Source organism: Microcoleus sp. bin38.metabat.b11b12b14.051, assembly GCF_013299165.1.
Lineage (GTDB): Bacteria > Cyanobacteriota > Cyanobacteriia > Cyanobacteriales > Microcoleaceae > Microcoleus.
Genome location: NZ_JAAFKD010000004.1, coordinates 294370 through 320675, shown reverse-complemented (window position 1 = coordinate 320675; position 26306 = coordinate 294370). Strand labels below are relative to the sequence as shown.

The window sequence follows — 26306 nt, the reverse complement described above, 5'->3', positions numbered from 1 at the left end:
CCAATTCCCAATTCCCAATTCCCAATTCCCAATTCCCAATTCCCAATTCCCAATTCCCAATTCCCAATTCCCAATTCCCAATTCCCAATTCCCAATTCCCAATTCCCAATTCCCAATTCCCAATTATGTCTGCTGTTAGTTTAATTCGTGCCAACTCATACGATCGCGAAAACCTACAAGCATCTTTAGAAAATTTGCTCGCACCCTGGGGCGGAATGTCGGCTTTTGTCAAAAAGGGCGATCGGGTTTTACTCAAACCCAATCTCCTCACAGGTTCTCGCCCTACCAAAGAATGCGTCACCCGCCCCGAATTAGTTTACTGCGTGGCGAAAATGGTCATTGCAGCGGGTGGAAAACCATTTTTAGGAGACAGTCCAGCTTTTGGTAGCGCCATGGGCGTAGCCAAAGCTAACGGTTATTTGCCGCTGTTGGCAGAACTAAATTTGCCAGTAGTTGAATTTCAAGGAAAACGCTACGAAACAGTCAGCCAAGATTTCAATCATCTGCGACTTTGCAAAGAAGCAATGGAAGCAGATGTGGTGATTAACTTGCCCAAACTCAAATCTCACGTTCAATTAACCGTGACAATGGGCGTCAAAAATTTGTTCGGCTGCGTGCCCGGAAAAATGAAGGCTTGGTGGCACATGGAAGCCGGCAAAGACAGCGCCAGATTCGGTCAAATGCTGGTAGAAACGGCCCGGACAATTAACCCAAATTTGACAATTTTGGATGGGATTATCGGTCACGAAGGTAACGGGCCCAGCGGCGGCGAACCTAAGTTTTTGGGAATCTTGGGCGCCTCTGATGATGTGTTTGCGTTGGACAGGACTTTAGTAGAAATTATTAATGTCGATCCGGCGCTGGTTCCGACGGTAGCTGCGGCGATGAGATTGGGAATTTGCTCGAATTTAGAGGCTCTCGATTTTCCCCTTTTGCGGCCGGAAACTCTCAAGGTTTTAGACTGGAAGTTGCCAGAAAATATGATGCCGATTGACTTTGGGATGCCTCGGGTAATTAAGTCTACTTTCAGGCATTTTTATATCCGATTTATCAAAGAAAGGATGGCGGCTTACGCGGGCAAATAAAGGTTTGTAGCAAGGTTTGTAGTGAGGACTTCAGTCCGCATCCAATTCTGAGAACTCGCATTCCCAACTATCAAACCTGCCAGCAACCAAAGTTGTCCAAACAATCCAACAAGGACGGCTGACACTTCCTCTGTTACCCAGAAATTAAATTACCAAGCCCAACATAACTCAATACGGTTCACTTAACGCTTTTTGACGAATTCTACTCGTTACCAGGCACAGCGAAAGTAACGCAGATCAGGAGGAAGAGCCTCCAAATCCTGTGACGAGGCTCTTCCTCGCTTGTATGGGTTCCAAGGAAGAGCCTTGGAACCAGTTACTAGCGACGCACCCTACCGCTACTGTTGCAGAATTTTGGAAAAATGGTATAAATTACAAAGCCCAACATAACCCACAAAAAACAAAAACCCATTAATTTAAAATTAAAATCTTCACAAGTTTCAAGTCGAAAGTCAAAATAGTGAATTATTATTTCTATTTTTGGCTTTTGGCTTTTGGCGTGTAAAAATTGACCTTTCACAACAGAAGAGAGAAATTTCAACCATACAACACTTCTTCAGCAGGCGGCGTGGCGTCTTTCGGGTCGAAATTTTTAATTTTCAAAGCTTGCAGCAAAAACAGCCAGATATAAAGCGGATTTAACAACACATACCGCTGCCAGAGGCGTCGGGGTTCCTTAATTAACCGAAACAGCCATTCCAAACCTATTTTACATAAAAACTCAGGAGATTTTGCCAAATTTCCCGAATGAAAATCGTAAGCTGCACCTACAGCAATCAGCGGCATTGATAGCTCGTCCCGGTATTCGTAAGCCCAAACTTCTTGTCGCGGACACCCCAAACCCACAAAAGTAATTGCTGCACCGCTGTTGCGAATTTCTTGAGCAATTTCCTGTTTTTCTTCGGGCGAAACGTGCCTAAATTTAGAAGGCTGAGTTCCCGCAATAATTAACTTGGGAAAACGCTGGCAGAGATTGCGAGATAAAGCTTCCAGTACAGAAGCTTTAGAGCCGTACAAATAGATCGATAATCCTTCTTCGGCGGCGCGTTCGCAGATTTGTAGCATCGCATTTGGGCCGCAAACTCGATCGGGCAATTCCGTATTGTAGAGCAAATTTAATGCCCACCTGACAGGCTGTCCGTCTGGCAATACTAAGTCAATGTGATTGATCCGATAGCGGTGAGTCCTGTCAAGCACCCCAGTCATTACCCCGTGAACTGCTAGAGCCGAAACTGACATTGGTTTTCCGGCGCTGGCGGCATCAATAATTTTGCCGACAGCGGCTTCATAATTAACGGCATTTACTAATATGCCCAGTACATTCTTTTTCCCTTTATCAATCATGGAAGACCTCTTTAAACTCACGCTCGCAGTTACGCTCATAAATCTCCTGTAAAATTAGTTTAACTTTGTATGCCATCGCGTACAAAATTTGACACTACATTGTTTTGGCCCAGCTCAATCCTTCGCTCCCTCTTTCAGCCAGCGCTCGCGGTTACAATCATAAATCTCCTGCAAGATTTGTTTGACGTTATATTTCATTTTCCAGTCAGGATAGTGACTGGCGAATTTTGAATTGTCGCTAATCCACCAAATGTGATCGCCAATGCGATTCCCTTCGGCATAAGTCCAATTAAATTTGCGTTCTGCAATTGATTCACACATTTGGATGGCTTCTAACATCGAACAATTGCTGTAGCGGCCTCCTCCTGTATTGTAAACTTGGGCGCTCCTAGGAGCTTTATAAAATTCATAAAATGCCGAAATTAAATCAGCGCTGTGAATGTTATCCCGGACTTGCTTGCCTTTGTAGCCAAACACGGTGTAAGGAATTCCAGTCACGGCGCACTTCATCAAGTACGCGAGGAAACCGTGCAATTGAGCTCCCGAGTGATTCGGCCCTGTGAGGCAGCCGCCGCGAAAACAAGCGGTGTTCATATTAAAATAACGGCCGTATTCTTGAACTAAAACGTCAGCGGCTACTTTGGAAGCACCAAACAAACTGTGCAGGCACTGGTCGATCGACATATCTTCGCGAATGCCGCTTTCGTAAGTGTGACCTGCTGCAATTTCCCACCTGTGTTCTAATTCAACTAATGGCAATTTGTTCGGCGTATCGCCATATACTTTATTGGTTGATGTAAAAATGAAAACTGCTTTGGGACAGTACAAGCGAGTTGCTTCTAAAAGATTGATTGTACCGTTAGCGTTGACAGTAAAGTCTATTTTAGGAGCGCGGGCTGCCCAATCGTGGCTCGGTTGGGCTGCTGTGTGAATTACTAACTCGATCGACTCTCCGTACCGCTGAAAGATATTGGTAATAGCTTCGTAGTCGCGAATGTCCACATCTAAGTGATAATACTTGGTTCCCAAAGATTTTTCGAGCTGTTGGCGGTTCCAGTTGGTAGAACCATCGGCACCAAAAAAGAACTGGCGCATATTGTTGTCGATGCCAACTATGTCAAAGCCTTGTTTGGCAAAGAACTTACACGCCTCTGAGCCAATTAATCCCGCCGAGCCAGTAATGATTGCAACGCTCACGTTTCACCGCCTGAAAAAATATAGTTTTCTTTGTTTTGTGCGATCGAACAAATCGGAAGTTATCCTGATTTTCCCTTGCATACATCTTCGCACAATTGAGCAAAGAATTGACCTTTTATGTTCCAATCATAGATTTCCCTGACGCGCTTTTGACCCGCTCGACCCAAGCGCGATCGCAATTCACCATCCTGCGCCAAACACACTATAGCTTCTGCTAGACCTTGCACAGCGCGATCGGGGTCAGTAGCAGCCACTTTAATCCCTGTTTCAGCAGTCACTTGAGTAGCCGGGCCGCCCAAATCCAAACAAATCGTCGGACGCCCAACGCCCATCATTTCCGTACACACAAATCCGCCCGAGTCATGCAAACTCGGGTGCAGCAGAACGTGAGACTCCCCCATTTTAGAAAGAGTTTCACTGCGCGGTAAAGACCCCCAAAACAATACTTTATTGCCAAGTCCCAATTCTGTTGCCAAAGCTTCTAAACGCTGCCTTTCCGGGCCGTCTCCGACAATCCAGTATTCCGATTGTTCCAGCGAAGCCTCCGCAAATGCACGGAGTCCCAAGTGCACTCCTTTCCAATGTAAGAGACGACCGACGCTAATAAATCTAACAGGCTGTTCCGGCGGAGTTGGAAATTTTTCTAATTCCTGAATCTCCTGTTGCGACAAACCAACTTGCGAGAAAATTTTCACGTTTTTTGCTTTGAGAAATCGCAGTCTGGCTGCGGTTTCTTCCGTCGTAGCCAGCGCCACGGCACTGCGGCGCGCCGTCAGCCCCACAAACGGATCGCGTTCTCCCGCGCTTTGAGCCCACGCTCGCAGCGTTTCATAAATTTTGCCCCGGCGGCTAAAATCTTGCCAAAAAGGCTTTGGTGCTGCTTCTGCACCGCCCACAGGCCCCCAAATAAAAGGATGCGGCAACAGCGCCAAGAAACTTGGAGACCAATGTTTGACATAAGTTACGTGATGTACTAAGTCAAAACCAATTTCGCGATCGAGCTTTCGAGCAATAAAATAAGCCCAGATTTGCCACAAATAATAGTGAAGTTGCAGCAATCCCTGTCTCCCCTTCCAATCTTCGCTCCACCCAAAGGGATCGAAATAAACAAAGTGCAGGTTTGGCACTGGATTGCGCTCTAATTCTGCTTCAATGTACGATCGACAAAACGTCCGCGTAAATACCCAACTTTCGTGATGTTTAGCAGATTGGATAACAGTATTCCATCCCACTCCCTCTTCAGAGCCGAGATTGGGTTCGCAAGCAAAGGCAGATAATAAAATTTTCATTGGGAATTGGTAATCGGTAATTGGTCATTGGTCATTAGTCATTGGTCATTGTTCAAACAGGTCATTTCAAACCTGTTCCCTCTTTCTTCTTCCCTTTTCCCTCTTCCTTCTTCCCTCTTCCTTCTTCCTTCTTCCTTATTGCTTTTTTATTCACCTCTTCCCCATTAGAAAAGATGTGACTTCGACATAAGCTTTAGCAGCAGTCTCCGGAGTTTTTTGAGAAATCAGCTCTCGCGAGCGCTCTCCCATCGACTCAATTAAATCAGGAGCGTCTAAAAAAACTTGCATTCGATCCGCCAACTCCCTAGAATTGCTAGGATCGAAAATATAACCGTTTTCGCCAGACACAATTAACTCGCAAGAAGCCGCACCGTTAGAACACAATACCGGTTTGCCAAACACCATCGCTTCCGGTACCACCATACCCCAGACATCCTCAAAAGTAGGGAAAACAAAAACATCAGCAAGCTGAAAATAAGCTCCCAGATTGCCGTAGTCCACCCATCCCACCCAATTTACCCGATCGCCAAAACCTGCCTCTGCCACAAAAGCTTGTAATTCCTCTTCGCGATCGCCCTTACCCACAATCAATAAACTATAATCAGAATATCCTTGCTGTTCCAAAAGAGCGCAAGCCTCCAAAAGCGTCTTAATTCCCTTGCGAGCCGTAATCCGTCCCACATACAAAAAAACCGGCCGTTTTAAATCCAAACTTGGCAAATCTTGAGATTCCAAAGGTTTCAGCAGCGCCGCCGCATCCGGCACCAAATAAGTTCTCGTAAACACCTTATTTTCCGGTACATTGAGCACCTCAACCAAATATCTTTTCCCTGCTTCGCTGTTAGAAACAAAAGCATCAGCAAACCGAGCTAACATCCGCCTTACCACCGTCCGAAAACTCGAATCTCGAAAATCAGTATTCGGTGAACTTCCGTCATAAATAATCGCAACTCGCCACTGACAAACCGGCTTAAAAATAATTACCAAGACAGTCCACAGAGAAAAAGCTTGGGGAAACACCACATCAGGTCTAAATTTTAGCAAACGACCGATAATCCGAGGCGACACAGCGATAAAACCGCGATCGTACCCTGTTTCGATCTTTTCCGTCTCAATAAACTTAGTCTTTCCCACCAACTCAATAGCCGATGCTCCCGGCAGAGCCGGATCGAACCCCGACCAAACACGACCAGTATAAAATACAGTATGCTTAAAAATTTTCGTGAATTCTCTCAAAACAGGCTGCCAGTAAGCTCCCAGTTCCACTTCCGGGACAAGCCAAGCAATGCGAAGTTCATCCATGCAGTTCACCTTTAGTTATAGCGACGACAAGGAAGGTGGTAGTGTTATCAAAAAATCTTCCCCATTTCCTGTGGTTGCGAAAATAATCTTAGCCGCGATACCCTACAGGGCCTCGGCGGATTGAGGTCAAAATCAACCTTACATAGGGTAACAGCCAATATAGCGGCCACAATATATTCGTGTGCCGCCGTACCAGCACTTTCGACTCTTTTGGCCCATAACCTTTGGGTTGCAGTACCTTTTTAAATCGATCGAGCAAACTCATATTCGGATCTTCCCAGCAATTGCCCTCCGGCGGGTTAGTCGAGCAGGTTCCCACATATCCGGGAACCACCCAAACTGTACAATTTTGTTGCACTGACCGCAAACCGTAGTCAATATCGCCCATGCTGTGAATGAATGCGGGGTCGAGATTTCCCACTACTTCAGCTACAGATCGCGGCATTAAAACGCAGTTGCCGTTCATCGTATCGCACTGCTGAGGTTCTGCGATCGGCTCCAGCAACCGAAAATGCAAAGGATGCCACCAGCTAGTACGCAACCAGCCGCCATAAGTCAGCGCCCCAGTTGTCGCATCGCGAGTCGAACCCACTGCGATCGATCGCGTGTGGCCTTGCTCAGCCAAGCTGCGCGCCGTTGCCAGCATCACCTGCAAAGCCGACGGTTCCACTATAGTGTCATCGTTGAGCCAGAAGTAATAGTCATAATCCTGCTTCATCGCCTCAGCAAATCCTTGCCGCATTCCCCCATTCCAAAACAAATTTCCATCTCCCCGCAACAACTTAACCTGCGGATAATTCTGGGCTACGGCTTCAGGAGTACCGTCAGTGCTGGCATCGTCCACTAAATACACCACCAGCAATACATCTGCTGGCAGCACTTGATTGAAGAGCGCCGCGAGACTAGCTAAGGTCTTTGGCTTGCGGTTGTGGCAAGTTATGATTGCTGCTATCGTGCTGTGTGGTTTCATCAATCTATAATAGTGTCATTCAATATGATTGTAGTCTGGAAAGAATTATGAGGCAAATTCTCAAAAAAATTGGTTACACAATGCTCAAGCCTTTGGGATTCGATGTCCCACGAAAAGGCATGAGAACATCTATGTACGGTGTGCTCGATCAGTTCATCAAGTTGGGTTTTCAACCAGAAACCATCATAGATGTCGGCGTTGCCTACGGAACTTTTGAATTGTACGAGAAATTTCCCGAAACCAACTTCTTGCTGGTAGAGCCTTTGATCGAATACGAGAAAAATTTAAAAGAAATTTGTCAAAAATACAAAGCTCAGTATATCATGGCTGGCGCCGGCGCTCAAGCCGGAAATATTACGATTAACGTTCACCCTCAACTTTACGGTTCTTCTACTCTCAACGAGTCAGAAGGCAGTCTGGCAGACGGTGTTCCCCGAGAAATTCCCCTAGTTGTCCTCGATGATGTCTGCCGGGAAAAAAACTTAAAAGCCCCTTATTTACTGAAGATTGACGTGCAAGGCGCCGAGTTGAATGTTTTAGATGGCTGTCGCAAATTGCTCGAAGATACAGAAGCCGTAATACTGGAAGTATCCTTGTTTCAATTCTTTGTCGGGGGCCCGCAATTATACGATGTTGTCAGTTATATGAAAGAGCGCGGATTTGTCACCTACGATATTTTTGGCGGTTACATTCGCCCTCTCGATGGAGCTTTGGCTCAGGTTGACATGGTGTTTGTGAAAGAAAACGGACAATTTAGAAAGTCTAATTTCTTTGCTACGCCAGAACAGCGGAAACAGTTGGTTTAATTGGCTGCATCTTACTTTGGCAAATATGTTTGTAGGGGCGAAGCATGACCGCAGTCAATATGGGATTGTAACTAATAACTTATATGCGGTCATGCTTCGCCCTCTTCAAAAGTGAGATGCACCCGTTTAATTCGCTGCACTTTGGGTGGCGCTGGCGAGTTCACAAAACAGCGACAAGTAGCGGCGAGCTTGTATTTCTGAGCTAAATTCTTGTTCGACTTTCTGGCGCGCCCTGGTGCAGAGTTGTTGGTGTCGATCGCGATTTTCCAGTACCCATGCAATACCTGTAGCTAAATCTTCTGTTTCATAAGGTTTAGCTAAATAGCCATTTGAGCAGTGCTCGATCAGATCCGGCATTCCCCCGATTTTGAATCCGACGCTGGGAATGCCGCAAGCTGCCGCTTCCATCACCGTATTCGGCAAATTATCATAAACAGAAGGAGCCACAAAAACATCTGCTGCTGCATAAACTAAGGCTAGGGAAATGTCATCAGCAAATTTACCTAAATAATGTGTTTTAAAACCAAGTTCAATCGGATTTTTGGGTTGAGAAGAACCAAAAACTAGCAACTCTATGCGATCGTTCCAGCCCGATTTACTCAAGCTTTGCAACGCCTGCACCAGCAAGTTAAATCCTTTCCAGCGATCGCCCGTACCGCTGGCACCGCCAAACAATACAATTTGTTTATCTTGAGGTAAATTCAGAATTTCTCGCGCCCATGCACGGTTGATGGGTTTATACTTTTGAGTATCGATGCCGTTAGGAATCACTTCAACTCGATAATCTTTGCACAAAGAACTAGAACTAGCACATTTAGCCAGCCAAACACTAGGACTCACCAAAGTTAAATTAAGATTTTTCCATGCTTTTGCTTTCCGCCGCCACACCCACCGCGACAGATCCGCATCTTGACTGCTGTGCAATTGCGGACAGCTACCGCAAGATTGAGTATAGCGATCGCACTCTTCGCTATAGTGACACCCGCCTGTAAAAGGCCACATATCGTGCAGCGTCCAAACCAGGGGCTTGTGAAACTTCGCAACAGTTTCTACCTGCATATAACCCCCACAAACCCAGTGCAAATTAATAATATCCGGATCTATATTAGCAACTTTCGCAGCCAGGGAATCCGGCAGCCATTGGGGAGAAAAAATCGCCGGAATTTTTTCCGGGTAAAGCCGCAACGGCGAATTAGATAAAACTGACACAATCTTATCAAAACTCTTCGCCATCCCGTGCTGTGCCGAGACCACGTTTAAATCGCCGCTGTGCTGATTTTTCACCAGCATTTGCGATCGCGCCCCAATCCCTTGCAAACCTTGGTGCAGCCTGAAAGCGGCGCGGGCCGCACCGCCTTCTGTATCAGAACTATTGAGCAGTAAAACCTTCATCTCCCCCGCCTGCTATCTAAATTTATCTGTGATTTAACTTGCTTTTTTTTAACAGTCTGTGGACTTTTTTTTGCACCTTTTTGAGCAGCGGCGGATCGTAATCGTACAAAGTATTTTGAGTAAAATTATCTGCTTGCGCGTCCCGAATCACAAACGGTGGGTGTTTCATCGGAAATGCGATCGCCTCAGCAGCCATATTGTTGTACGGACTGGTGACATCCGCCGTGTGAGTTCCTCCGCTACCGTGTCCGATGTTAGAAGCTAAATTGACATTAGATAGAATATTCAGCCCGCTTTGAATAAAGCTAGCAAATGCCCACTGGAAATCCCAAGTATCTATTTTCCCCTCATAACAAAGCTGAAAAGTATTAGTCCAAACTTTCACAGCTTGCGGATCTCCCAGTACATCGACCAAAAAATTACCGTCGCGAATTTCCGGCCACAGCTTCATGTCTAAATCGTAGTGTTTCCAAGCTCGCCTCCAACTCGCCCAACTCCAACAGTGATTGTAGCGAGAAAAATAGTAGCTGCAATCAGTTCTTTTGCGCCCGAATTGGACATTTTGACCGGAGATTGACATGATCCGCCGATCGTCTCGATAGCGATCGAGCAATTCTTCGGCAAAACGGAAAAACGTCGGATCGGGCAAACAATCATCCTCAATAATAATCGCCTCTTCCACCTGCTCGAACACCCAATTTATACCGCTAGAAACCCGCCGCCGGCAGCCGAGATTTACGTCAGCGTAATTTTTCAACACTTCGCAGTCCCAGTCTACTCGCTCCACAATCTCGCGAGCCAGCTCGCAATCTCGGTCTTCTCCTGGTCTATCTGCACGGGGCCCGTCAGCAACTACTAACAGTTTCGGCGGCTTGACTTTGCGAATTTCTGCAAACACCCTTTCGGTTTCTGCGGGGCGTTTAAAAATAATAAAAGCAACGGGGGTTTTCAATTGCCAATCGGGCATTTACTTACTCTACTATTTTGATAATTGTATGCAAGTTTCGCTGCGGACAAAAACATTTCCGAGCATTTACCAGAAAGAATTGGTTTAAAGCCGGAAGCCTGATCGGGATCAATTAAGATCAGACTATTAATTACTCCAATCCTCTGACTGACCGGGAGAGGTCGCCCTCAAGCGGTCAACCCTTCTACCCAACGAACGGCTTTTCAGGCAAGCTGCTTTCCTGTCAACTGCCAACTGTCAACTGCCAACTGTCAACTGTCAACTGTCAACTGTCAAAAATTAAGCGTCGCGCAAATCGCGCCAAGAAGTAGATTCTAAATCTACCAGTCTCATTTCTCCCGCAGTCCCGGCAAAGTGCAGAAAAAAAGTATTCATTAAAGCGGTTGTCGCACACTCGCTAGCCCGTTTGTCTACCAATCGCGGCGGCACCCCTTTGGCTAAAAGTTTGCTTTTAGCGCGAGCCAGCAAACTTGATTCTGTTTGCGGTTTTGGCAGCAAAAATGGGTAATACAAGGCTTTGTGTACGTTCCAGACAGTGCTGAAGCGCGGATCGATCCATTGCACGCGATCGGCTTTTAACAGTTCGTAAGACAGCCAAGGCATCTCACCGAATCCTGTTTCTTCGCATTCATGGTAAACTTTTTCTAAAATCGAGCGGTGGTGAGACGGCGACAGTACCATAATACCATCTTGGACAATGCGATCGAATTCCCCCGGAATACCGTATTTAACATAAGTCCCCCGCTCGTCTTTTTCGTCGGTAATTCCCCAGGTTTCAAACAATCTCTCTCTAGCTTCAGTAGATAGCTGTTCGTTCGGTGTTGCCCATTCTGCCGCCGCACCTACTCGATCGACAGGCACCCCTTCGACAATACACGGAGCATTCGCCCAGTTGATCAAAACGTCTGCATCTACCCAGACTACGCGATCGTATTTCTGGACGGATTCTTCCCCGAGAATCAGACACTTTTGCCAGCAGGGCGATCGGTTTTGCGCCCGTTCAGAATCATCTAAAGGAGATGAAATACAAATAATATCATAGCCGTGTCTGTCAGCATACTTTTGCCAGTTTGGTTGGCACAAATTTTGCCAATTTTCCAAATATCTTTTCCCAATTGTCAGCGTTACTATGGCTTTAGAGTTCGTCATATTTGCCTGCTGTCCTCCACCATTTTAATTAATAATATCAGCAGTCATGTGAGATTTAAACTCATCAAAAGTCTCAACCATCACAGCCGCTATGAATGCCAGTGTATCAGCCTTCGTCTGATAGGGCAAAAATCTATAGCGAAAAGCAGCCATTTTCGGGTTGCTCTCTTGATAGATAATATCTTGTGCAAAGTTGCCCCAGCGTTCATCGATTAAATCTATTGTCATCCCAGCATGAGCCGAAGGCAACAGCATATTAGAGCCGTGCAGTCCGATTACCAAACGGCTGCTAGCATAAAGTTCGCAGATTTCCTGCTCGATTTTTTCATTAAACCCCTGAACCCTACAATCTTCAATCCATTCGGGAAACTGAGTCTTTGTGCCTAAACCAGCTACCACAAATTTTGCTGAGGGTACGCGCGATCGAATTCCCTCAAACAACCTCCGCACCTGCCAATTTTGCACCGCCAGCCCCCAAGACAGCAAATTTAGCTTTCTCAAAACTCGGAACAGCAAATTGTCGATATAAAGGCGGTCTTCCCGCCAAATAAAAGTAATTTTTCTCTCTTCTTCTTCAAAATTGTGCGTGGGAACTCTCGTAAACTTAGTGATGTCGAACTGGCTGGGGTGAGAATAGGCTTCGCTGACATAAACTTGCTCGAAGCGTTTCATTTCTTCTTCCACAAATGCCGCAAAATTGAGATAATAATCGCGCCCGTTTTTCAAAGTAATAGGTACTGTCCAGACTTCAGCGACTCCATCGGGAACCATCCACCTCAAGAACTTCGGCACTATCACCACTAACCCAAATTCGGGGTGGCGATCCAAGTGTCTTTGTGCGTTCAGTAACTTTAGCAGCGAGTGCCCATAAAGAAAGTCGATACAGTTTAAAATAATCACCCGATCGCACTGCTTGAATATTTCTTTGGTAACTTCAAGTTGCTCGGTGCGAGGATTTTGCAGTGAATTTAATAATGGTTTTCCCAACCATTCCTTAGCGTAACTGTTGCCAGAAAAAACCTCAGCTTTTTTGAGATCGAGTTGCAGCGAGTGGTTGTAGCTGTGACCGACTCTCAATACATCAATTATGTTACTACCGGAGTCCTTAGACCTCGCTTCAACACAAACGTGCATACCCTGCCACAAAATTTTTTCCGGATGCAGAGTCGTCCCCGATGTGGGGCAGTTAGATTGATGCTGAATCTGGGGTTTAATCTGAATCATTTTACTAATCCTATCAACCGAGAAATGGCATTGTACAAGTTAAGCGATCGCCAAATTAATTTACCAAAGGGGCGCAATTCCTTAATCAAAAAATTGACTAAGATAATCACGTAAAAATAAGTAATCAAAGTAGCTGCCGTAGCACCAAAAGCTCCATACTTAGGAATCAGCAACCAGTTTAAACCCACATTTAAAAATGAGCCGACTACCGTCAAGTAAAGACTGTAGCGCAACTGACCCTCGATCGTAAAATAGGTGTTCCGCGCTACTCCAAAGTTACTTCCAAATTGCGCCCAGACATAGATTGCCAGTACCGCTGCTGAGTTTGCATACTTTTGACCGTAAAGCAAATTCACTATCCACGGAGCAAGCAACGAAATCGGGATGGCTACTCCCAACCAAAAAAGCATCATCGTATCGCAGTAAATTTGAAATTTATCCAGGTATTCTTGATAATTTCTCTCCCTCAAATTTGCTAATTTGGGAAAAATAGAGGCAGATATTATCATCGGCAAGAAATCGCAGACTTCCGAGATTTTAACAGCCGCCGCATAATATCCCAGTTCAACATTTTTATCCATTGCACCCAGCATGAGCTGATCTGTTTTTGAGTACAAAAAAACTGCCAATCCCGACAGCATTATCGGCCAACTCTCCCGCAGCAGTTCCTTGCCGCGCGCCCAACTGAATTGCCAATCCTTAATTTTATTTCCCGTAAGCTGATAAAAATATACGTAAGCCATTCCTACCATTGCCACCTCTGCCAATCGAATGGAGGCGAAAGCAAGCAGCGGCGCCTTAATTAGCACTAATCCAATTCTGACTCCGGCTACCAAAAAACAGACTGCATTCTTCGCCAGCACTGTATATTTTGACTGTACTTGGGACTCGAACCAAAAATTTATCGCCTCAAAAGCCTGAAAGATAGTTCCGGCGGCGATGATCCCCACCAGCCAGCGTGTCAGGCTATCGTCAGGCTTGAATAGCGAAATCACCCCGACAGTTAACAACAGAGTGATGCAGCCGCCTGTAAATTGCAGCCCGAAGGCTGTCCCCAGCGTTTCGTTTTTGCATTCAGGATTGCGGGCGATATCGCGGATGACGATACTGCCCAACCCCATTGTTGCTACTGAACTAAAGATAGATACAAAGGCAAGAGCGTAGTTGAGCAAGCCAAATTGAACGGGGCCCAGATAGCGGGCCACCCACAGCCCTACCACCAAACCCAGACCCATCTGCAAAATTTGGTCTGTGAACAGCCACGCCAGATTCACGAGTACCTGACGCACACCTGGCCCGAGTTTTTGACTTGCCGCAGTTAGTTTATCTAACATCAGAAAGTTTTAAGTCCTTATAATAAATAAATATTTTTTTGAGCCTTTGACAATCTATTAACCACCCGGACTTTTCAAATAATATCATAACCTTTGGTAATAATTAAACATTTATTGAAAATTTTATAGAGCAATCGCCACAGCGGTGAGGACATAAATAACCTCATGAATAGAGCCTATAGCCCCTAGCAGAAACCGTTTGATTTCCTTGACGAAGCAACTCTTCGACTTCGCGAGCGCGCAAGCTGTCAACTCTTCGACTCCCCTCGACTTCGCGGGCGGGCAAGTCGCGAGCGCGCAAGCTGTCCACTCTTCGACTTCGCGAGCGCGCAAGCTGTCAACTGTCCACTGCTATAGATATTCTGTTTGACATTTTTGAAAGGGTTTTAGTGCCGCACTGCCATCATCGAGATTGTGGCAGCGGTGCGGCAGGTTGGGTTTTATTTCAATCAGCCGATCGCCCCGAGCAGCCTAGAAGCTGCTTTATATAAATTTAACGAACCCATAATTATTTTGGCGAACGGGTTTAATTCTTTTATGTAAAAATTAACTAAAATAGTTACATAAAAATAAGTTATAAACGTGGCAGTAATTGCTCCCCAAGCTCCATATTGAGGAATCAGTAAAGCGTTCAATACTATATTAAAAATTGCTCCTGTTACTGTCAAGTAAAGATTGTATCGCAGTTGACCTTCGAGAGCAAAATAGGTATTTCTCGCTATCCCGAAGTTGGTGCCAAATTGAGTCCAAATATAAATTGACAGCAGCCCGCCGGAAGCTGCATATCGATCGCCATAAAGAGTCTGGACTATCACAGGAGCCAGCAGGCTAATTGGCACCCCGACTCCCAACCACAAAAATAACATAGCATCCGAGTAAATTTGAAATTCTTTTACGTATTCGCTATAATTTTTTTGTCTTAACTGTGCGAGTTTGCTAAAAATAGAAGACGCGACAATCAGCGGTAAAAAATCGCAAATTTCCGATATTTTAACTGCAACTATGTAATATCCCAACTCAGTTTTATCTAAAGCACCGAGCATAATCAAATCGATTTTAGAATAGATGAAAACTGCCAAGCTAGACAGCACCAGCGGCCAGCTTTCCAGCACCATTTGTTTGCCCCGCCGCCAACTCACCCGCCACAACTTGAAGTCATTACCCCTACTTTGATAAACCAGGGCGATCGCCAATCCGCCCACAGCCACCTCTGCGAATGTCGTCCACGCAAAAGCCGTCAGCGGTGCTCTGAGTTCAATCAATCCGATGCGGATGCCTGCTATGAGTAAACATACGGAGTTTTTCGCAACCGCAGTATACTTAGATTGAACTTGGGACTGAAACCAAAAATTGATGGTTTCAAAGGATTGAAACATTGTTCCAGCGGAGATTATCGCTACCAATGTCAGAGTTAAACTCTCGTCTGGATTCAGTACGGCGATCGCGCTCACCGACAGCAATAAAGTAATGATTCCTCCTACGAGTTGTATGATAAAAGCAGTCCCCAGAGCCTCTTCTTTGCATTCAGGATCGCGAGCAATATCGCGCACTACGATAGTACCCAATCCGATCGCCGTCGCCGAAGCAAACAGAGACACAAGGGCGATCGCGTAATTTAACAACCCAAACTGTGTTGGCCCCAGATAGCGAGCCACCCACACCCCTACAAACAGCCCCAAACTCACCTGCAAACCTTGACCGGCCAGCATCCTTACCAGATTGCCAATTAACCGCCCCAGACCGGCACCGAGCTTTTGACTTAGCGCAGTTAGCTTATCTAACATCAGAAATTTTGAAGCCCTTATCAGAAATAAATATACTTTTCAATGGCTGGGGAATCATCACAAAACCAGACTCATTCATATGGTATATCATAGTTGTCTGGATTTTCAACTTCTGCAACTTAATTCCGATTTAATGTGGATGCAGGGGCTGCGGCACATCCCCTCCGTAAATGCCGCGGCTATTGGATGGAGATTTGCTACTATCGATACAAAGTCTAACTGTGATTAACACGTAACCCAGCCACACATCCCCAATATCACCTAAAGAGCCTTCGGTAATGTTATTTAATATGATAAACACCAAGTAAATAATCGGTACTCCCGATTCTGATAGCAGGCTCCGACTCAGTTGCCGCACTGCCAAAACCAGATTAGTCACCAGCGAAGATAAGATTAATATCAGTCCCGGATAACCGAAAGATAGCAATACTGCTATAGCACCGTTGTGAGCTGTTCTGGGTTGAAATCCATTGGCAGTATATATGAAATAAGCAGGAGTTGCCTCACCAATTTCATCTTGCTGAAAAAAGCCATCAAATCCATAGCCAAACCAAGGGCGCTGATTGGCTGCCGCAATCAATTGTGGCCAAAATTCCGTCCGCCCAGTCAGCGTCAAATCTTTGCCGAGTCCACCGACCACAATCGCCTCTAAGTTGTCTATGATATAAACGCTGGTAATAATCCCCAACACAGTAAAACCGACTATAGAAGTAAAAGCCCATTGAAATTTTAACCGACTTAGAAAACTTAAAGAAGACACGACAACTATCAGCATCAAACTATTAACCAGAGACCCTCCGGAGCTAGTAGCTCTCACCAAATACAAGGAAAAAAACATCAATACTAGAGATATCCAGCGTTCTTTCTGAGTTTTAGCACCTTGGGTATAGTGCAGGTACCAAAGTGCTGTATTCACAACCATCAGGCTGCCGAAAGCATTTTTGTGGCCGGTAATTCCAGCAAATTCAGCTCCGATCCTCGGGTTCCGCAAAACGCTAACTATAGCCAGCGATGTATAGCCCCACCGCAGCAACCCAGATAATTCGCGCCACTCGTATCGCGCGCCCAGATAAAAACTAAAAATCGTAAAAGCTGTAAATGCCATCCCGGTTTTGAGCGTGATTTCGGGAACTAGCGACCACAGTGTGGATGTTATTGGTAGCAAACAATACAGGGAAAATCCAGGGTTTCTTGAAACTAAATATAATAAAGCTTCGACAAATTGATTTTGGAAGAAACTAATAAATCGCCCAGACAAAACAAACATGACCCAGGGATAAAAAACCCAGGGAAGTTTGGCGACGTTACTGTCACCTGCCTCAGTAAGATTGATAAAATGTAGGTAGTTAAATGGAGGCAGGTTGACGTGGGGAGATATGAATACGTAAGCAACAGCAAACCATTTTTCCCAGAGCAAACCGATTTTTTTTTGTGCAGCTAACTGAAAAATCAAAATTGTGCTAATTACTGCCACAGAGGTCAATAAATACAACAAATAAGTATTGCCAAAAATTAGCTCCCGAATCATTCTCGCCATGAAATTATACCTCTTGTGAGACAAATATGATAGCAGTTCTCAAAAAGATGAGGCAAAAGACCGATCGATCTCTCAATCTCTAAATCCCCCAATTCCCCAATTCCCCAATCAAAAATCTAAACCTTTACCTCACCTTTTTAAGAAAGGCTATAAGTGAACGGCGGGCTAATTCCACCAAACTAACAAAAAACTCACGCCGCTGTCGATCGCCCGCGCCCAGCTCAACAGCCATATACTATAGAAGATATCAAGGCTGGGTTCCCGGGCTGGCAGCGGTTGGTGATTTTGGGGTAGGGCTAGCGATCTGATGGCATTTGAATGGTGACAGATTAGACTATTGAAGGATCCCAAAAGAAAATACGTAGCCTGTGATTAACGCCGATTTTCCCAAACAAATCACCGCCCCAGTCTTGAGTTTGACTTGGTGTGCGATCGCTACCACGGTTATGGTTGCCGGATTTCCTCTATCTTCGGCGGCGCAAGTTCGATTGCGGCCCGGCGCCACCACACCGGCATCTGGGAGCCTCGGACGATCGGTAGAAAGCTACAAACTCGGCGGTGGCGATCGCATCCTGATCGAAGTCCTGGAAGTACCGGATCTCACCCGCGGCTACGAAGTCCTATCCGACGGTTCGATCAACCTGCCGCTGATCGGCCTGATTTCCATCCGCGGGCTGAGCTTAGTAGAAGCCACCAAAGTCATCCGCAACGCCTACCGCCGCGTTCTCAAAGACCCCGTGGTTACAGTCAGCCTCGTTGCCGCCCGCCCCCTCAACGTCGGCGTCATCGGAGAAGTTACCAGGCCTGGAAACTTCGTCATCACCCTGACTTCAGGCCCGGGCGTAACGCCCAGCGTACAGTATCCCACCGTCACCCAAGCGCTAAGACTCGCAGAAGGTGTTACAGGTGTCGCTGACATCCGCAACATCCGCGTCCGCCGCCCGCAAACCAACGGCCCGGATCGAGTGCTCAACGTTAACTTGTGGAAATTCTTGGAAGAAGGAGACATCTCTCAGGACATCATTTTGCAGGACAGAGATACGATCGTCATTCCCACAGTCGCCACCTTCAACCAAGCAGAAGCCCGCCGATTTGCGACGGCCAACTTTTCGCCACCGCCAGAAAAACCTCGATCGATCTCGATCGTCGGTCAAGTCACCCGCCCGGGGGCTTACGTAGTCATCGGCGGCAACACCACAAGCGATCTCAGCAGAGAAGGCTTCCCCACCGTCATCCGCGCCATTCAGCTAGCCGGCGGCATCACCTCCGAAGCCGACATCCGACAAATCCAAGTGCGCCGCATCACCAGAAGGGGCGAACAAATTATCCCAGTCAACCTGTGGCAGTTCCTAGAGTCCGGCGACGCCAGCCAAGATACGATCTTGCAGCAAGGAGACACGATCATCGTTCCCAAAGCCACCCTAGTCAACCCCGCAGAAGCTGGCGTACTGGCTAACACTAACTTTGCTCCCCCCGGCATCAACATTTTTGTAGTCGGAGAAGTCACAACATCCCTCGATCCCTTAAGGCTGCCAGCTAATGCCACCCTGAATCAAGCTTTAGTTTCCCGAGGATTTTTCGGCTACGGCAATACCAGAGCTAAAAGAAAGAGCGTAGAGCTAGTCCGCATCAATCAGGACGGTACAGCTACTAAACGGACGATCGAAGTCGATTTAACTCAAGGAATCAACGAAGAAGTCAATCCCCAACTTCGCAACAACGACATGATTATCGTCTCCCGCAGCGGTCTCGTGAACTTCCTAGACCGCATCAACAATGTCGTCGCGCCTGTCGGCCCAGCTACGGGAGTGTTAAATTTTCTCAGCATTCTCCGATCTTTGTTCAGGTAGCAACCCGGATGGCGAACTTGATAATTGCTGGCAAAGGCTAGAATAAACTAAACAATAGGATTGCATAGTGGCAGCGCGACAGCTTCAAAAATATTAACATCAAAAATACCCAGGCCGAATATGGATAGCAGACAAGATTACAAACCCTTCACACCACAGTCAAATGGCAAACTGCCGCAATTCTCCAGTCAAAACTACAGAGATCAGTTCGTCCAGGAGACAGACGAAGAAAAGCTAGACTTGTCCTGGCTCGGAGGCGTCCTGCGCCGCCGTCTCCCGGTAATGGTGGCAGTAACCGTTGGTTTGAGCGCCCTCGCAGGCTCGGCAATCTTCCTGACAGCTAAAAAAATCACCCTGGAGTATGAAGGTTATTTTTCCCTATTAGTCGAACCTGCCACCGCAGAAGGTTTGCTTTCCAAACAATTAGACAATACCGTTGCTGCCGACTTAGCAAAAATTAATATAGAAGGAATTAGTTTGGTAGACTACGAAACGCAAATTAGGATTTTGCGGAGTCCCAGAATGATGGAGCCAGTAGTTAAGGAGTTGCGAACTTGGTATTCCAACATGACCTACGCCGAACTGATGTCCAAACTGTCGATCAACCGCCTCAGCTACACAAAAGATGGCAAACAGCAAGGTACAAAAATTTTAGAAGTTCGGTACAAAGATACAGACAAAAATAAAATTTACGGGGTTTTGGATAAAGTTTCTAAAGCTTATCTAGAATACAGCTTGCAGCAGAGGCTGACAGGCATAAATCAAGGCATAAAATTTATAGATATGGAGCTGCCAAAGCTGCGAGAAAGAGTTGAAGTTTTGCAACTGCAAGTCCAAAAATTGCGACAGCAGAGCAACTTGTTCGATCCGCAGCTAGAGGGCAAATCTCTGTCAGAACAAGCTCAAAGCATTCGGGGTCAGCAACTAGCAATTCAAGTACAAATAAAAGGGCTGCGGAACCTCTACCAAAGCTATGAGAAATTACTGAAGGCAAATAACCCCCAAGGTGTGCTGATGACCCAAGGACAAGCTTACGCTGGACTCTTAGGTCAAATCCAGAAAATAGACTCGGATTTGTCAATGAAATTAGCTCAGTACAGAGAAGACAGCTTGCCAGTTATAGCGCTGCGAAAAAGTCGCGAAGAACTGATTTTAACCGCCACTGAGCAAGCAAGAGTAGTGGTGATGGGAACTTTAGAGACGCAAATTAAAGAAATCGAAGCGCGCGATCGCGCCATGACTGATTCGCAAAATGACCTCAACCAAAAAATTAGAAATTTTTCAGTAACAACGCGGCAGTACGACAATTTACAGCGGGAACAGCAAGTAGTTAACAAGAGTTTGTCCGACTTTTTGGCAAAACGAGAAGCCTTGCGGATCGATGCGGCTCAGCAGCAAATACCTTGGGTGCTGATCAATCCGCCGGAAATTCCGCTAGACAAATTCGGTCAACCGATCGCAGCTACCGTCAAACACACCAAAAAACAGCTAGCACTGGCAGTAATTTTAAGCGGGCTGCTGGGCATAGCAATCGGCTTGCTGGTAGAGGTGTTAAACACTGTTTTCCACACTCCAGAATCAATGAGAACAGCCACAAGATTGCCCGTGCTCGGGGTGATTCCGTTTACCAAAAAAAACCAGCGCCCGCGGCCCGCCAGAGCCAGAAAAGTTACATCAGCTCGATCGAACTCGAAGTCAAAAGTGGAAGTTCTCGAACCCCTCGGAGTTACCCCGACTGTGGCGATGCAGCCCGGGAAAAATATTCTCAGCGACTTGGACTATCCATTTTTAGAAGCATTTCGATCGCTCTACACGAACATTCACTTGCTGAGTGCAGACCGGCCGCTGCGATCGCTGTTAGTGAGCTCTGCCGAAGCAAAAGACGGAAAATCTACAGTAGCTTTGCACCTGGCCGCCACAGCAGCCGCCATCGGACAGCGAGTCTTGTTAGTCGATGCCGATTTGCGCTGCCCGCAACTGCACGCTAAGCTAGGAATCCCGAACGTGCGCGGGCTCGGCGATGCCATCTCCACAGATATGGGCCTCAACGACGCGATCGTGCGAGCGCCCAACCAAGATAATTTGTTCGTACTCACCGCCGGCCAAATTCCCTCGGATCCGATCAAGCTGCTTTCTTCCAAAAAAATGCAGTATCTAATGGAGCAATTTCAAGCATTTTTTGACTTAGTGATTTATGACACCCCGCCTCTAGCAGGCTTGGCAGACGCTCACTTGATCGCAGCTCACACAGACGCTACGATTATGGTCGTGCAAATTGCCAAAACAGACCGATCGCAAGTTCGCAAAGTTTTAGAAGAATTAAAAATTTCTGGAGCTTGCGTCTTGGGAATCGTTGCTAACGGTAGCAAAAAATCCAGCGGCACCTATCGCCAGCGCCCGATCGGTTTAGAGACGCTCTACGACCAAAAACTATCGGCTATGGGCACAAAAAATCAAAATTAGACAAATTTCGATCCAGCCCTCCTGACGGCCACCGTCCTCGACCCTACACCTAGAACCAAACGGCACCCTGATTTTTTGACAAAAGTACCATTTTAGAAAGAAAATGATAGACTAACGGACAGAGCCTCGTATGTCAACCGAGATTGCGCGGATCTTTAGTTTCGCGATAATTATTTAGAAAATGATTGGGAGATCGGCAAAAGTGGGTAAACTACATCTAGCAGAGCGCAATCTCAATCAGGAAAAGACACCTTTAAAGGTGAACGTTAATGCAAACGTTAATGCGAACGTTTCAACCCAGAAACTTGGTAGGGATTATTCTATGAGTACAGTTATGGTTGTTGATGATAGCGTCACTCTGCGGGAGATGATTGCCGACTTGCTCAAAGGTAGGGGACTCAACGTCACCGTAGCAAGTGATGGCGTAGAAGCTCTAGAGCAAATCAAAGCCAACCGCCCGGATTTAGTCGTTCTGGATATCGTGATGCCCCGGATGAACGGCTACGAAGTCTGCCGCCGGCTCAAAAGCGACCCCAAAACTCAGAATTTGCCGGTGGTAATGTGTTCGAGCAAAAGCGAAGAGTTCGATCGCTACTGGGGAATGAAACAAGGAGCCGACGCCTACATCGCCAAGCCATTTCACCCTCAGGAATTGGTCGGCACTATTAAGCAACTGCTGCGCGGTTGAAATAGAGGAAGAGGGACAGAAAAAACGTTTTGAGTGGTTATACTTTCTGCTCCCGCAGCCTCTCAAACTACTCGATTGACAATAGTCCAAACATCCCCGTCCGATCGCACGTAGGGAACAGAAATAGTTTTAAAACCAGTAATAAAAGGCTTGTAATAAATCTGCCAGTAGCTGGGGCTAATTTGGTCGGCAATCGCTTTAAGTTCCTTCACTTCCCCCGCCAGTTGGGCCGCCAGTTCGTTAATCCGTTCCGCGTGTCCCTCCGCCCGCGCTCTGCCCTCTTCAACCTGCTCCTCCATCGGGTTCCTTCTTTGCAAGTTTACCGATAGCTGTTGTTTCTGATTAAGTTGAGCAGAAAGAGCGGCGATCGCATCATCTATGCCCTTGACTTCTGCCGACACTTGTGCTGTTTCTCTCGCGTGACGGCGGTAAGCATCCGCGATGGCTTGGGGCGAATCTCCGGCTGGGGCGATCGCCCCGGTGCTAAGCTGCTGGCGTTCCCGGCGCAATGCTTCGATCTGAGAGGAAATTGCGTTGATGTCTGTTTGCAGTTTGTCCACTTAATTACCGCGTGGTTTTTGGATATTTTAGCATATTAACACAAACCAATCATTGGAGCGGCATTTTATGAGAGGTTCGATGGTGCCGAATGCAAGTCCTGGAATTTTGATGCGGACTAAAGTCCTCACTACTAACCTTTATGATTGAGGTTTGTAGTGAGGACTTTAGTCCTGATTATTTAAGGACTCGCATTCCTTACTACAAACACAATTACCAATTTTTAAATTGCGATCGCTTGCTGCCTCAAACTGACTATCGCCTCCACTAAGACATCGGGTGGCACGGGTTTAGGCAGATGCCGATCGAAACCAGCTTTCAAAGCTCGATCGCGGTCTTCATCCCTAGCATAAGCCGTCAGGGCGATCGCCCGAAACTTCCCTCGGTTTTGGCTTTTCAAGGAGCGCAGCTTTCTGAGGAGCGAATAGCCGTCTTCCTCCGGCATTCCGATATCGCTCACCAAAATATCCGGACAAAAAGCCGAAGCCACCTCAAACGCTTCAGCAGCAGAGGATGCAGCCCTGACAGCAGCCCCGGAATCGCTCAAGACAAACATCATAAATTCCCGCGAATCAACCTCGTCATCAACCACCAAAATTTTTACTCCCAGCAAATTACCGCCCCCTACCAACACAGGCGCTTCCTCGCGGGCGATCGAATTTAGTGGCATTGAAGGGAGGCGGAAAGTAAAAGTCGAACCCAGATCCAGTCCCGGACTCTGGGCCCACACCGTGCCGCCGTGGAGTTCCACCAACTGCCGGACGATCGCCAGCCCCAGCCCCAAACCGCTATAATTGCGAGTAATCGTAGCATCCGCTTGCCGGAAAGATTCAAACACGTAGGGCAAAAAATTGGCTGCAATTCCAATTCCCGTGTCGGAAACAGACAGCTCAACCTCCGAATCAAGTCGCTGCAAGCGAATTTCCACTCGCCCGCCGCGGGGCGTAAACTTAATCGCATTCGTCAACAAATTCCAAATTACCTGCTGCAAGCGGCCGGGGTCTCCCGATACCAAAAATTTCGGATTTAACTGAGATTCGCGATCGCCAGAAACCTCCCCGAGCTGGCAAAATTCCGCAGTATCGCAGCCCGAATCTAGAATTGCAAACTGCACCTCGATCGACTTAGCATCGGCTGCCAAACGCACGGTATTCACCGCTCCTTCCACCATCGAAATCAAATTTACCGGACAAGGATTCAAGGTCAACTTGCCGCGAATAATTCGGGAAATATCCAGCAAATCCTCAATCAATTGAGTTTGCAATTTCGCATTGCGCTCGATCGTTTCCAAAGCCCGTGCAGTAGCCTCCGGACTGAAACTGCGATTACGCAACAGTTGCGCCCAGCCCAAAATCGCGTTTAATGGCGATCGCAATTCGTGAGAAAGAGTTGCCAAAAACTCATCTTTCATCCGATTTGCTTGCTGAGATTCCTCATAAAGTCGGGCGTTTTCGATACTCGCCGACACCGCCTGAGCCAACTGCATTAAAATACTTTCGTCATCTTCGCCAAACTCCCCCTCGTACTTGTCCGACAACTGAATCAATCCCAAATTTCTGCCGTCGCGAGCCGTCAGCGGTACCGCCAGCCACCCCCGCATCGGCGGGTGATTCCCCCCAGCCTTGCCGAACCCCCGCCAAGCCGGGTGAGCTTCTAACTCGCTTTGAGTCATCCGCATCGCCTGTTGCTGCTGGCAAACTTGTTGGTAAATCCCTGTACCGTCTGGTTCTTCGCAGTAATTTTGCCACTGGGCGTATTTTTCGGACAGGGAAAACTTGCTAATTCCCGCATCCCAGTGGGCGGAAGGGCTGAGGTTGACGGCTACCTGGTGGACTTCCAGAATTTGGCGGGCGCTATCTGCCGCTAACTGAAGTATTTCTGCTACCGACAGCGTGGAGTTGATCGCAACTGAGGCACTTGTTAATTGTTGCAGGCGGTGCAAATACGATCGCTCGCGCGCCAAAGCTTGGGATCGATCGTATTCTAACTGTTTGCGAGCGGTAATGTCGATCGCCACGCCGAACAGCCGCACTGGTTTACCGGATGCGTCAAAAACCACCCGCCCTTTATCGTGAAGCCAAATCACCGAACCGTCGGGGCGCTCTTGGCGGTGTTCCGAGTCGTAAACTCCCGAGCCGCTGAGCGCGGCATCCAAATCAGCCAAAAAGCTGTCGCCATCATCTGGATGCACCGCATTCTTTTTTTCCTCAAAAGTGCCAACCCTGCTGTCTGGGCCCAAACACAGATGTGTTTGGGCATTGGACGAGCGGCGGGCTTCCCCAGAAACAAGATCCCAGCTAAAAGCCACCGTATTAGCTGCTTCTAGGGCAAACCGCAAATTCTCCTCGCTCTCGTGTATTCTGGCTTCGGATAACTTGCGATCGGTAATATCCCAAACCACGCCGATCGATCGCACCGATTGATCGTTAGAATCATAAAAAAACTTGCCCCTACCCGCGATCCAGTGCAAGGTGCCGTCGGGCCAAATAACTCTAAATTCGTGCTGGTATTCTATTTTATTTTCTAAAGACGAGGCGATCGCCCCAGAAATAGAATCGCGATCTTCCGGGTGAACGCAGGCAAAAAACCCTGCGTAAGTTCCCGAAAAACTACCTTTTTCCAACCCGAATAACCGTTCGTGTCCCTCCGACCAAACCACCTCGCTCGTTAATATATTCCAATCCCAAGTTCCCATGTGCGAGGCCGAGATTGCCACCCTCAGCCTTTCCTCAGAAATTGCCAACTGCGCCGACGTTTTGGTGTAATTCTCGCGCAACTGCTGTTTTTCCAAGCTTTCGCGCACTGAGCCGGTCAGCCGCTTGAAGTGCCGCCCTTTGAACACGTAATCGCTCAAACCCGCTTTCATTGATTCGACTGCCACTTGTTCGCTGCCGCTGTCGGTACACATAATTACCGGACAGTTTGGGTAGCGGCTTTGAACTTGTTTTAAAACAGTTAATCCGTCGCTCCAGTGCAGTTGGTAGTCGGTAATTACCAAGTCAAACCCCCCTGCTACCAGGATTTGTTCGAGAGTTTGGGCATCAATCACCGACTTGATTTCTAAATCGGTAAAAGTTTTTCTCAGTTCTCGATCGATCATCAGGCGATCGTTCGGGTTGTCGTCGATCAACAGGATACACAGCATGGGATTTTTTTTATTTTTTGTATTGGCAGAAACATTCTTGAATCTGAGAATATGTTATTTATAGCTACTACTGATGATTAATCTATTTAATTAGCCAGTTAATAGCACTGAGAAATAAGTTGATTATATTGGCTTGTATTTGATTATATCTCACTGCTTGCATTCTGGATACTTGGCAGCCACTATTTGCTCAGAAATACATGAGTTAAGGTGTTTTTTCTA

General features: G+C 46.9%; 19 protein-coding genes. 5 read left to right on the top strand and 14 right to left on the bottom strand.

Annotated elements, in window-relative coordinates; all coding sequences use genetic code 11:
- Positions 1 to 125: 125 nt before the first annotated feature.
- Positions 126 to 1085: a DUF362 domain-containing protein gene (locus tag QZW47_RS07430; RefSeq protein WP_293125614.1), complete on the top strand. Its 960-nt coding sequence runs from the start codon at positions 126 to 128 to the stop codon at positions 1083 to 1085.
- 537 nt (positions 1086 to 1622) lie between these two features.
- On the opposite strand, the gene QZW47_RS07425 is transcribed toward QZW47_RS07430, so the two are convergent.
- The 5 genes from QZW47_RS07425 to QZW47_RS07405 form a co-directional block, all read right to left on the bottom strand.
- The gene (locus tag QZW47_RS07425) at positions 1623 to 2468 is read right to left on the bottom strand and encodes a WecB/TagA/CpsF family glycosyltransferase (protein WP_293125613.1); all 846 of its coding nucleotides are present in this window, start codon (positions 2466 to 2468) and stop codon (positions 1623 to 1625) included.
- 75 nt (positions 2469 to 2543) lie between these two features.
- The gene (locus tag QZW47_RS07420) at positions 2544 to 3626 is read right to left on the bottom strand and encodes an NAD-dependent epimerase/dehydratase family protein (RefSeq protein WP_293125611.1); all 1083 of its coding nucleotides are present in this window, start codon (positions 3624 to 3626) and stop codon (positions 2544 to 2546) included.
- A gap of 59 nt (positions 3627 to 3685) precedes the next feature.
- Positions 3686 to 4915, bottom strand: coding sequence for a glycosyltransferase (locus tag QZW47_RS07415; RefSeq protein WP_293125609.1), 1230 nt, complete (start codon positions 4913 to 4915; stop codon positions 3686 to 3688).
- 150 nt (positions 4916 to 5065) lie between these two features.
- Positions 5066 to 6217 carry a glycosyltransferase family 4 protein gene (locus QZW47_RS07410; RefSeq protein WP_366930821.1) on the bottom strand — a complete coding sequence of 384 codons (1152 nt, stop codon included), beginning with the start codon at positions 6215 to 6217 and terminating at the stop codon, positions 5066 to 5068.
- A gap of 88 nt (positions 6218 to 6305) precedes the next feature.
- Positions 6306 to 7187, bottom strand: a complete 882-nt coding sequence (locus QZW47_RS07405; protein ID WP_293125605.1) for a glycosyltransferase family 2 protein — start codon at positions 7185 to 7187, stop codon at positions 6306 to 6308.
- 47 nt (positions 7188 to 7234) lie between these two features.
- Here QZW47_RS07405 and QZW47_RS07400 point away from each other — a divergent pair, with 47 nt between their 5' ends.
- Positions 7235 to 7993, top strand: coding sequence for an FkbM family methyltransferase (locus tag QZW47_RS07400; protein ID WP_293125603.1), 759 nt, complete (start codon positions 7235 to 7237; stop codon positions 7991 to 7993).
- 126 nt (positions 7994 to 8119) lie between these two features.
- Here QZW47_RS07400 and QZW47_RS07395 read toward each other — a convergent pair whose 3' ends face one another.
- From QZW47_RS07395 to QZW47_RS07365, 7 genes are all read right to left on the bottom strand, one after another.
- Positions 8120 to 9385: a glycosyltransferase family 4 protein gene (locus QZW47_RS07395; RefSeq protein ID WP_293125601.1), complete on the bottom strand. Its 1266-nt coding sequence runs from the start codon at positions 9383 to 9385 to the stop codon at positions 8120 to 8122.
- A gap of 22 nt (positions 9386 to 9407) precedes the next feature.
- Complete coding sequence (locus QZW47_RS07390) at positions 9408 to 10352, bottom strand: glycosyltransferase family 2 protein (protein ID WP_293125599.1); 945 nt, start codon at positions 10350 to 10352, stop codon at positions 9408 to 9410.
- Positions 10353 to 10631: 279 nt separating this feature from the next.
- The gene (locus QZW47_RS07385) at positions 10632 to 11501 is read right to left on the bottom strand and encodes a hypothetical protein (protein WP_293125597.1); all 870 of its coding nucleotides are present in this window, start codon (positions 11499 to 11501) and stop codon (positions 10632 to 10634) included.
- Between the two features lie 24 nt (positions 11502 to 11525).
- Complete coding sequence (locus tag QZW47_RS07380) at positions 11526 to 12725, bottom strand: hypothetical protein (RefSeq protein ID WP_293125595.1); 1200 nt, start codon at positions 12723 to 12725, stop codon at positions 11526 to 11528.
- The gene (locus QZW47_RS07375) at positions 12722 to 14059 is read right to left on the bottom strand and encodes a flippase (RefSeq protein WP_293125593.1); all 1338 of its coding nucleotides are present in this window, start codon (positions 14057 to 14059) and stop codon (positions 12722 to 12724) included. The genes QZW47_RS07380 and QZW47_RS07375 overlap by 4 nt, the downstream gene beginning before the upstream one ends.
- Positions 14060 to 14508: 449 nt before the next feature.
- Positions 14509 to 15843, bottom strand: a complete 1335-nt coding sequence (locus QZW47_RS07370; protein ID WP_293125591.1) for a flippase — start codon at positions 15841 to 15843, stop codon at positions 14509 to 14511.
- 130 nt (positions 15844 to 15973) lie between these two features.
- A complete protein-coding gene (locus tag QZW47_RS07365; protein ID WP_293125589.1) occupies positions 15974 to 17380 on the bottom strand; it encodes an O-antigen ligase family protein in 1407 nt (468 codons plus the stop codon).
- Positions 17381 to 17748: 368 nt separating this feature from the next.
- Between QZW47_RS07365 and QZW47_RS07360 the strand changes: the two genes are divergently transcribed.
- The 3 genes from QZW47_RS07360 (at position 17749) to QZW47_RS07350 (ending at position 22381) form a co-directional block, all read left to right on the top strand.
- Entirely contained in the window at positions 17749 to 19230 is a 1482-nt protein-coding gene (locus tag QZW47_RS07360) for a polysaccharide biosynthesis/export family protein (protein ID WP_293125587.1), read from the top strand.
- A gap of 120 nt (positions 19231 to 19350) precedes the next feature.
- Positions 19351 to 21693 carry a polysaccharide biosynthesis tyrosine autokinase gene (locus QZW47_RS07355; protein WP_293125585.1) on the top strand — a complete coding sequence of 781 codons (2343 nt, stop codon included), beginning with the start codon at positions 19351 to 19353 and terminating at the stop codon, positions 21691 to 21693.
- A 322-nt stretch (positions 21694 to 22015) separates the two neighbouring features.
- Positions 22016 to 22381 (top strand): response regulator, encoded by a 366-nt coding sequence (locus QZW47_RS07350; protein ID WP_039886668.1) that lies wholly within the window; start codon positions 22016 to 22018, stop codon positions 22379 to 22381.
- 62 nt (positions 22382 to 22443) lie between these two features.
- Here QZW47_RS07350 and QZW47_RS07345 read toward each other — a convergent pair whose 3' ends face one another.
- Together QZW47_RS07345 and QZW47_RS07340 are read right to left on the bottom strand one after the other, a co-directional pair.
- Positions 22444 to 22941, bottom strand: coding sequence for a hypothetical protein (locus tag QZW47_RS07345; protein WP_293125571.1), 498 nt, complete (start codon positions 22939 to 22941; stop codon positions 22444 to 22446).
- A gap of 221 nt (positions 22942 to 23162) precedes the next feature.
- Entirely contained in the window at positions 23163 to 26084 is a 2922-nt protein-coding gene (locus tag QZW47_RS07340; RefSeq protein ID WP_293125569.1) for a response regulator, read from the bottom strand.
- Positions 26085 to 26306 lie beyond the last annotated feature (222 nt).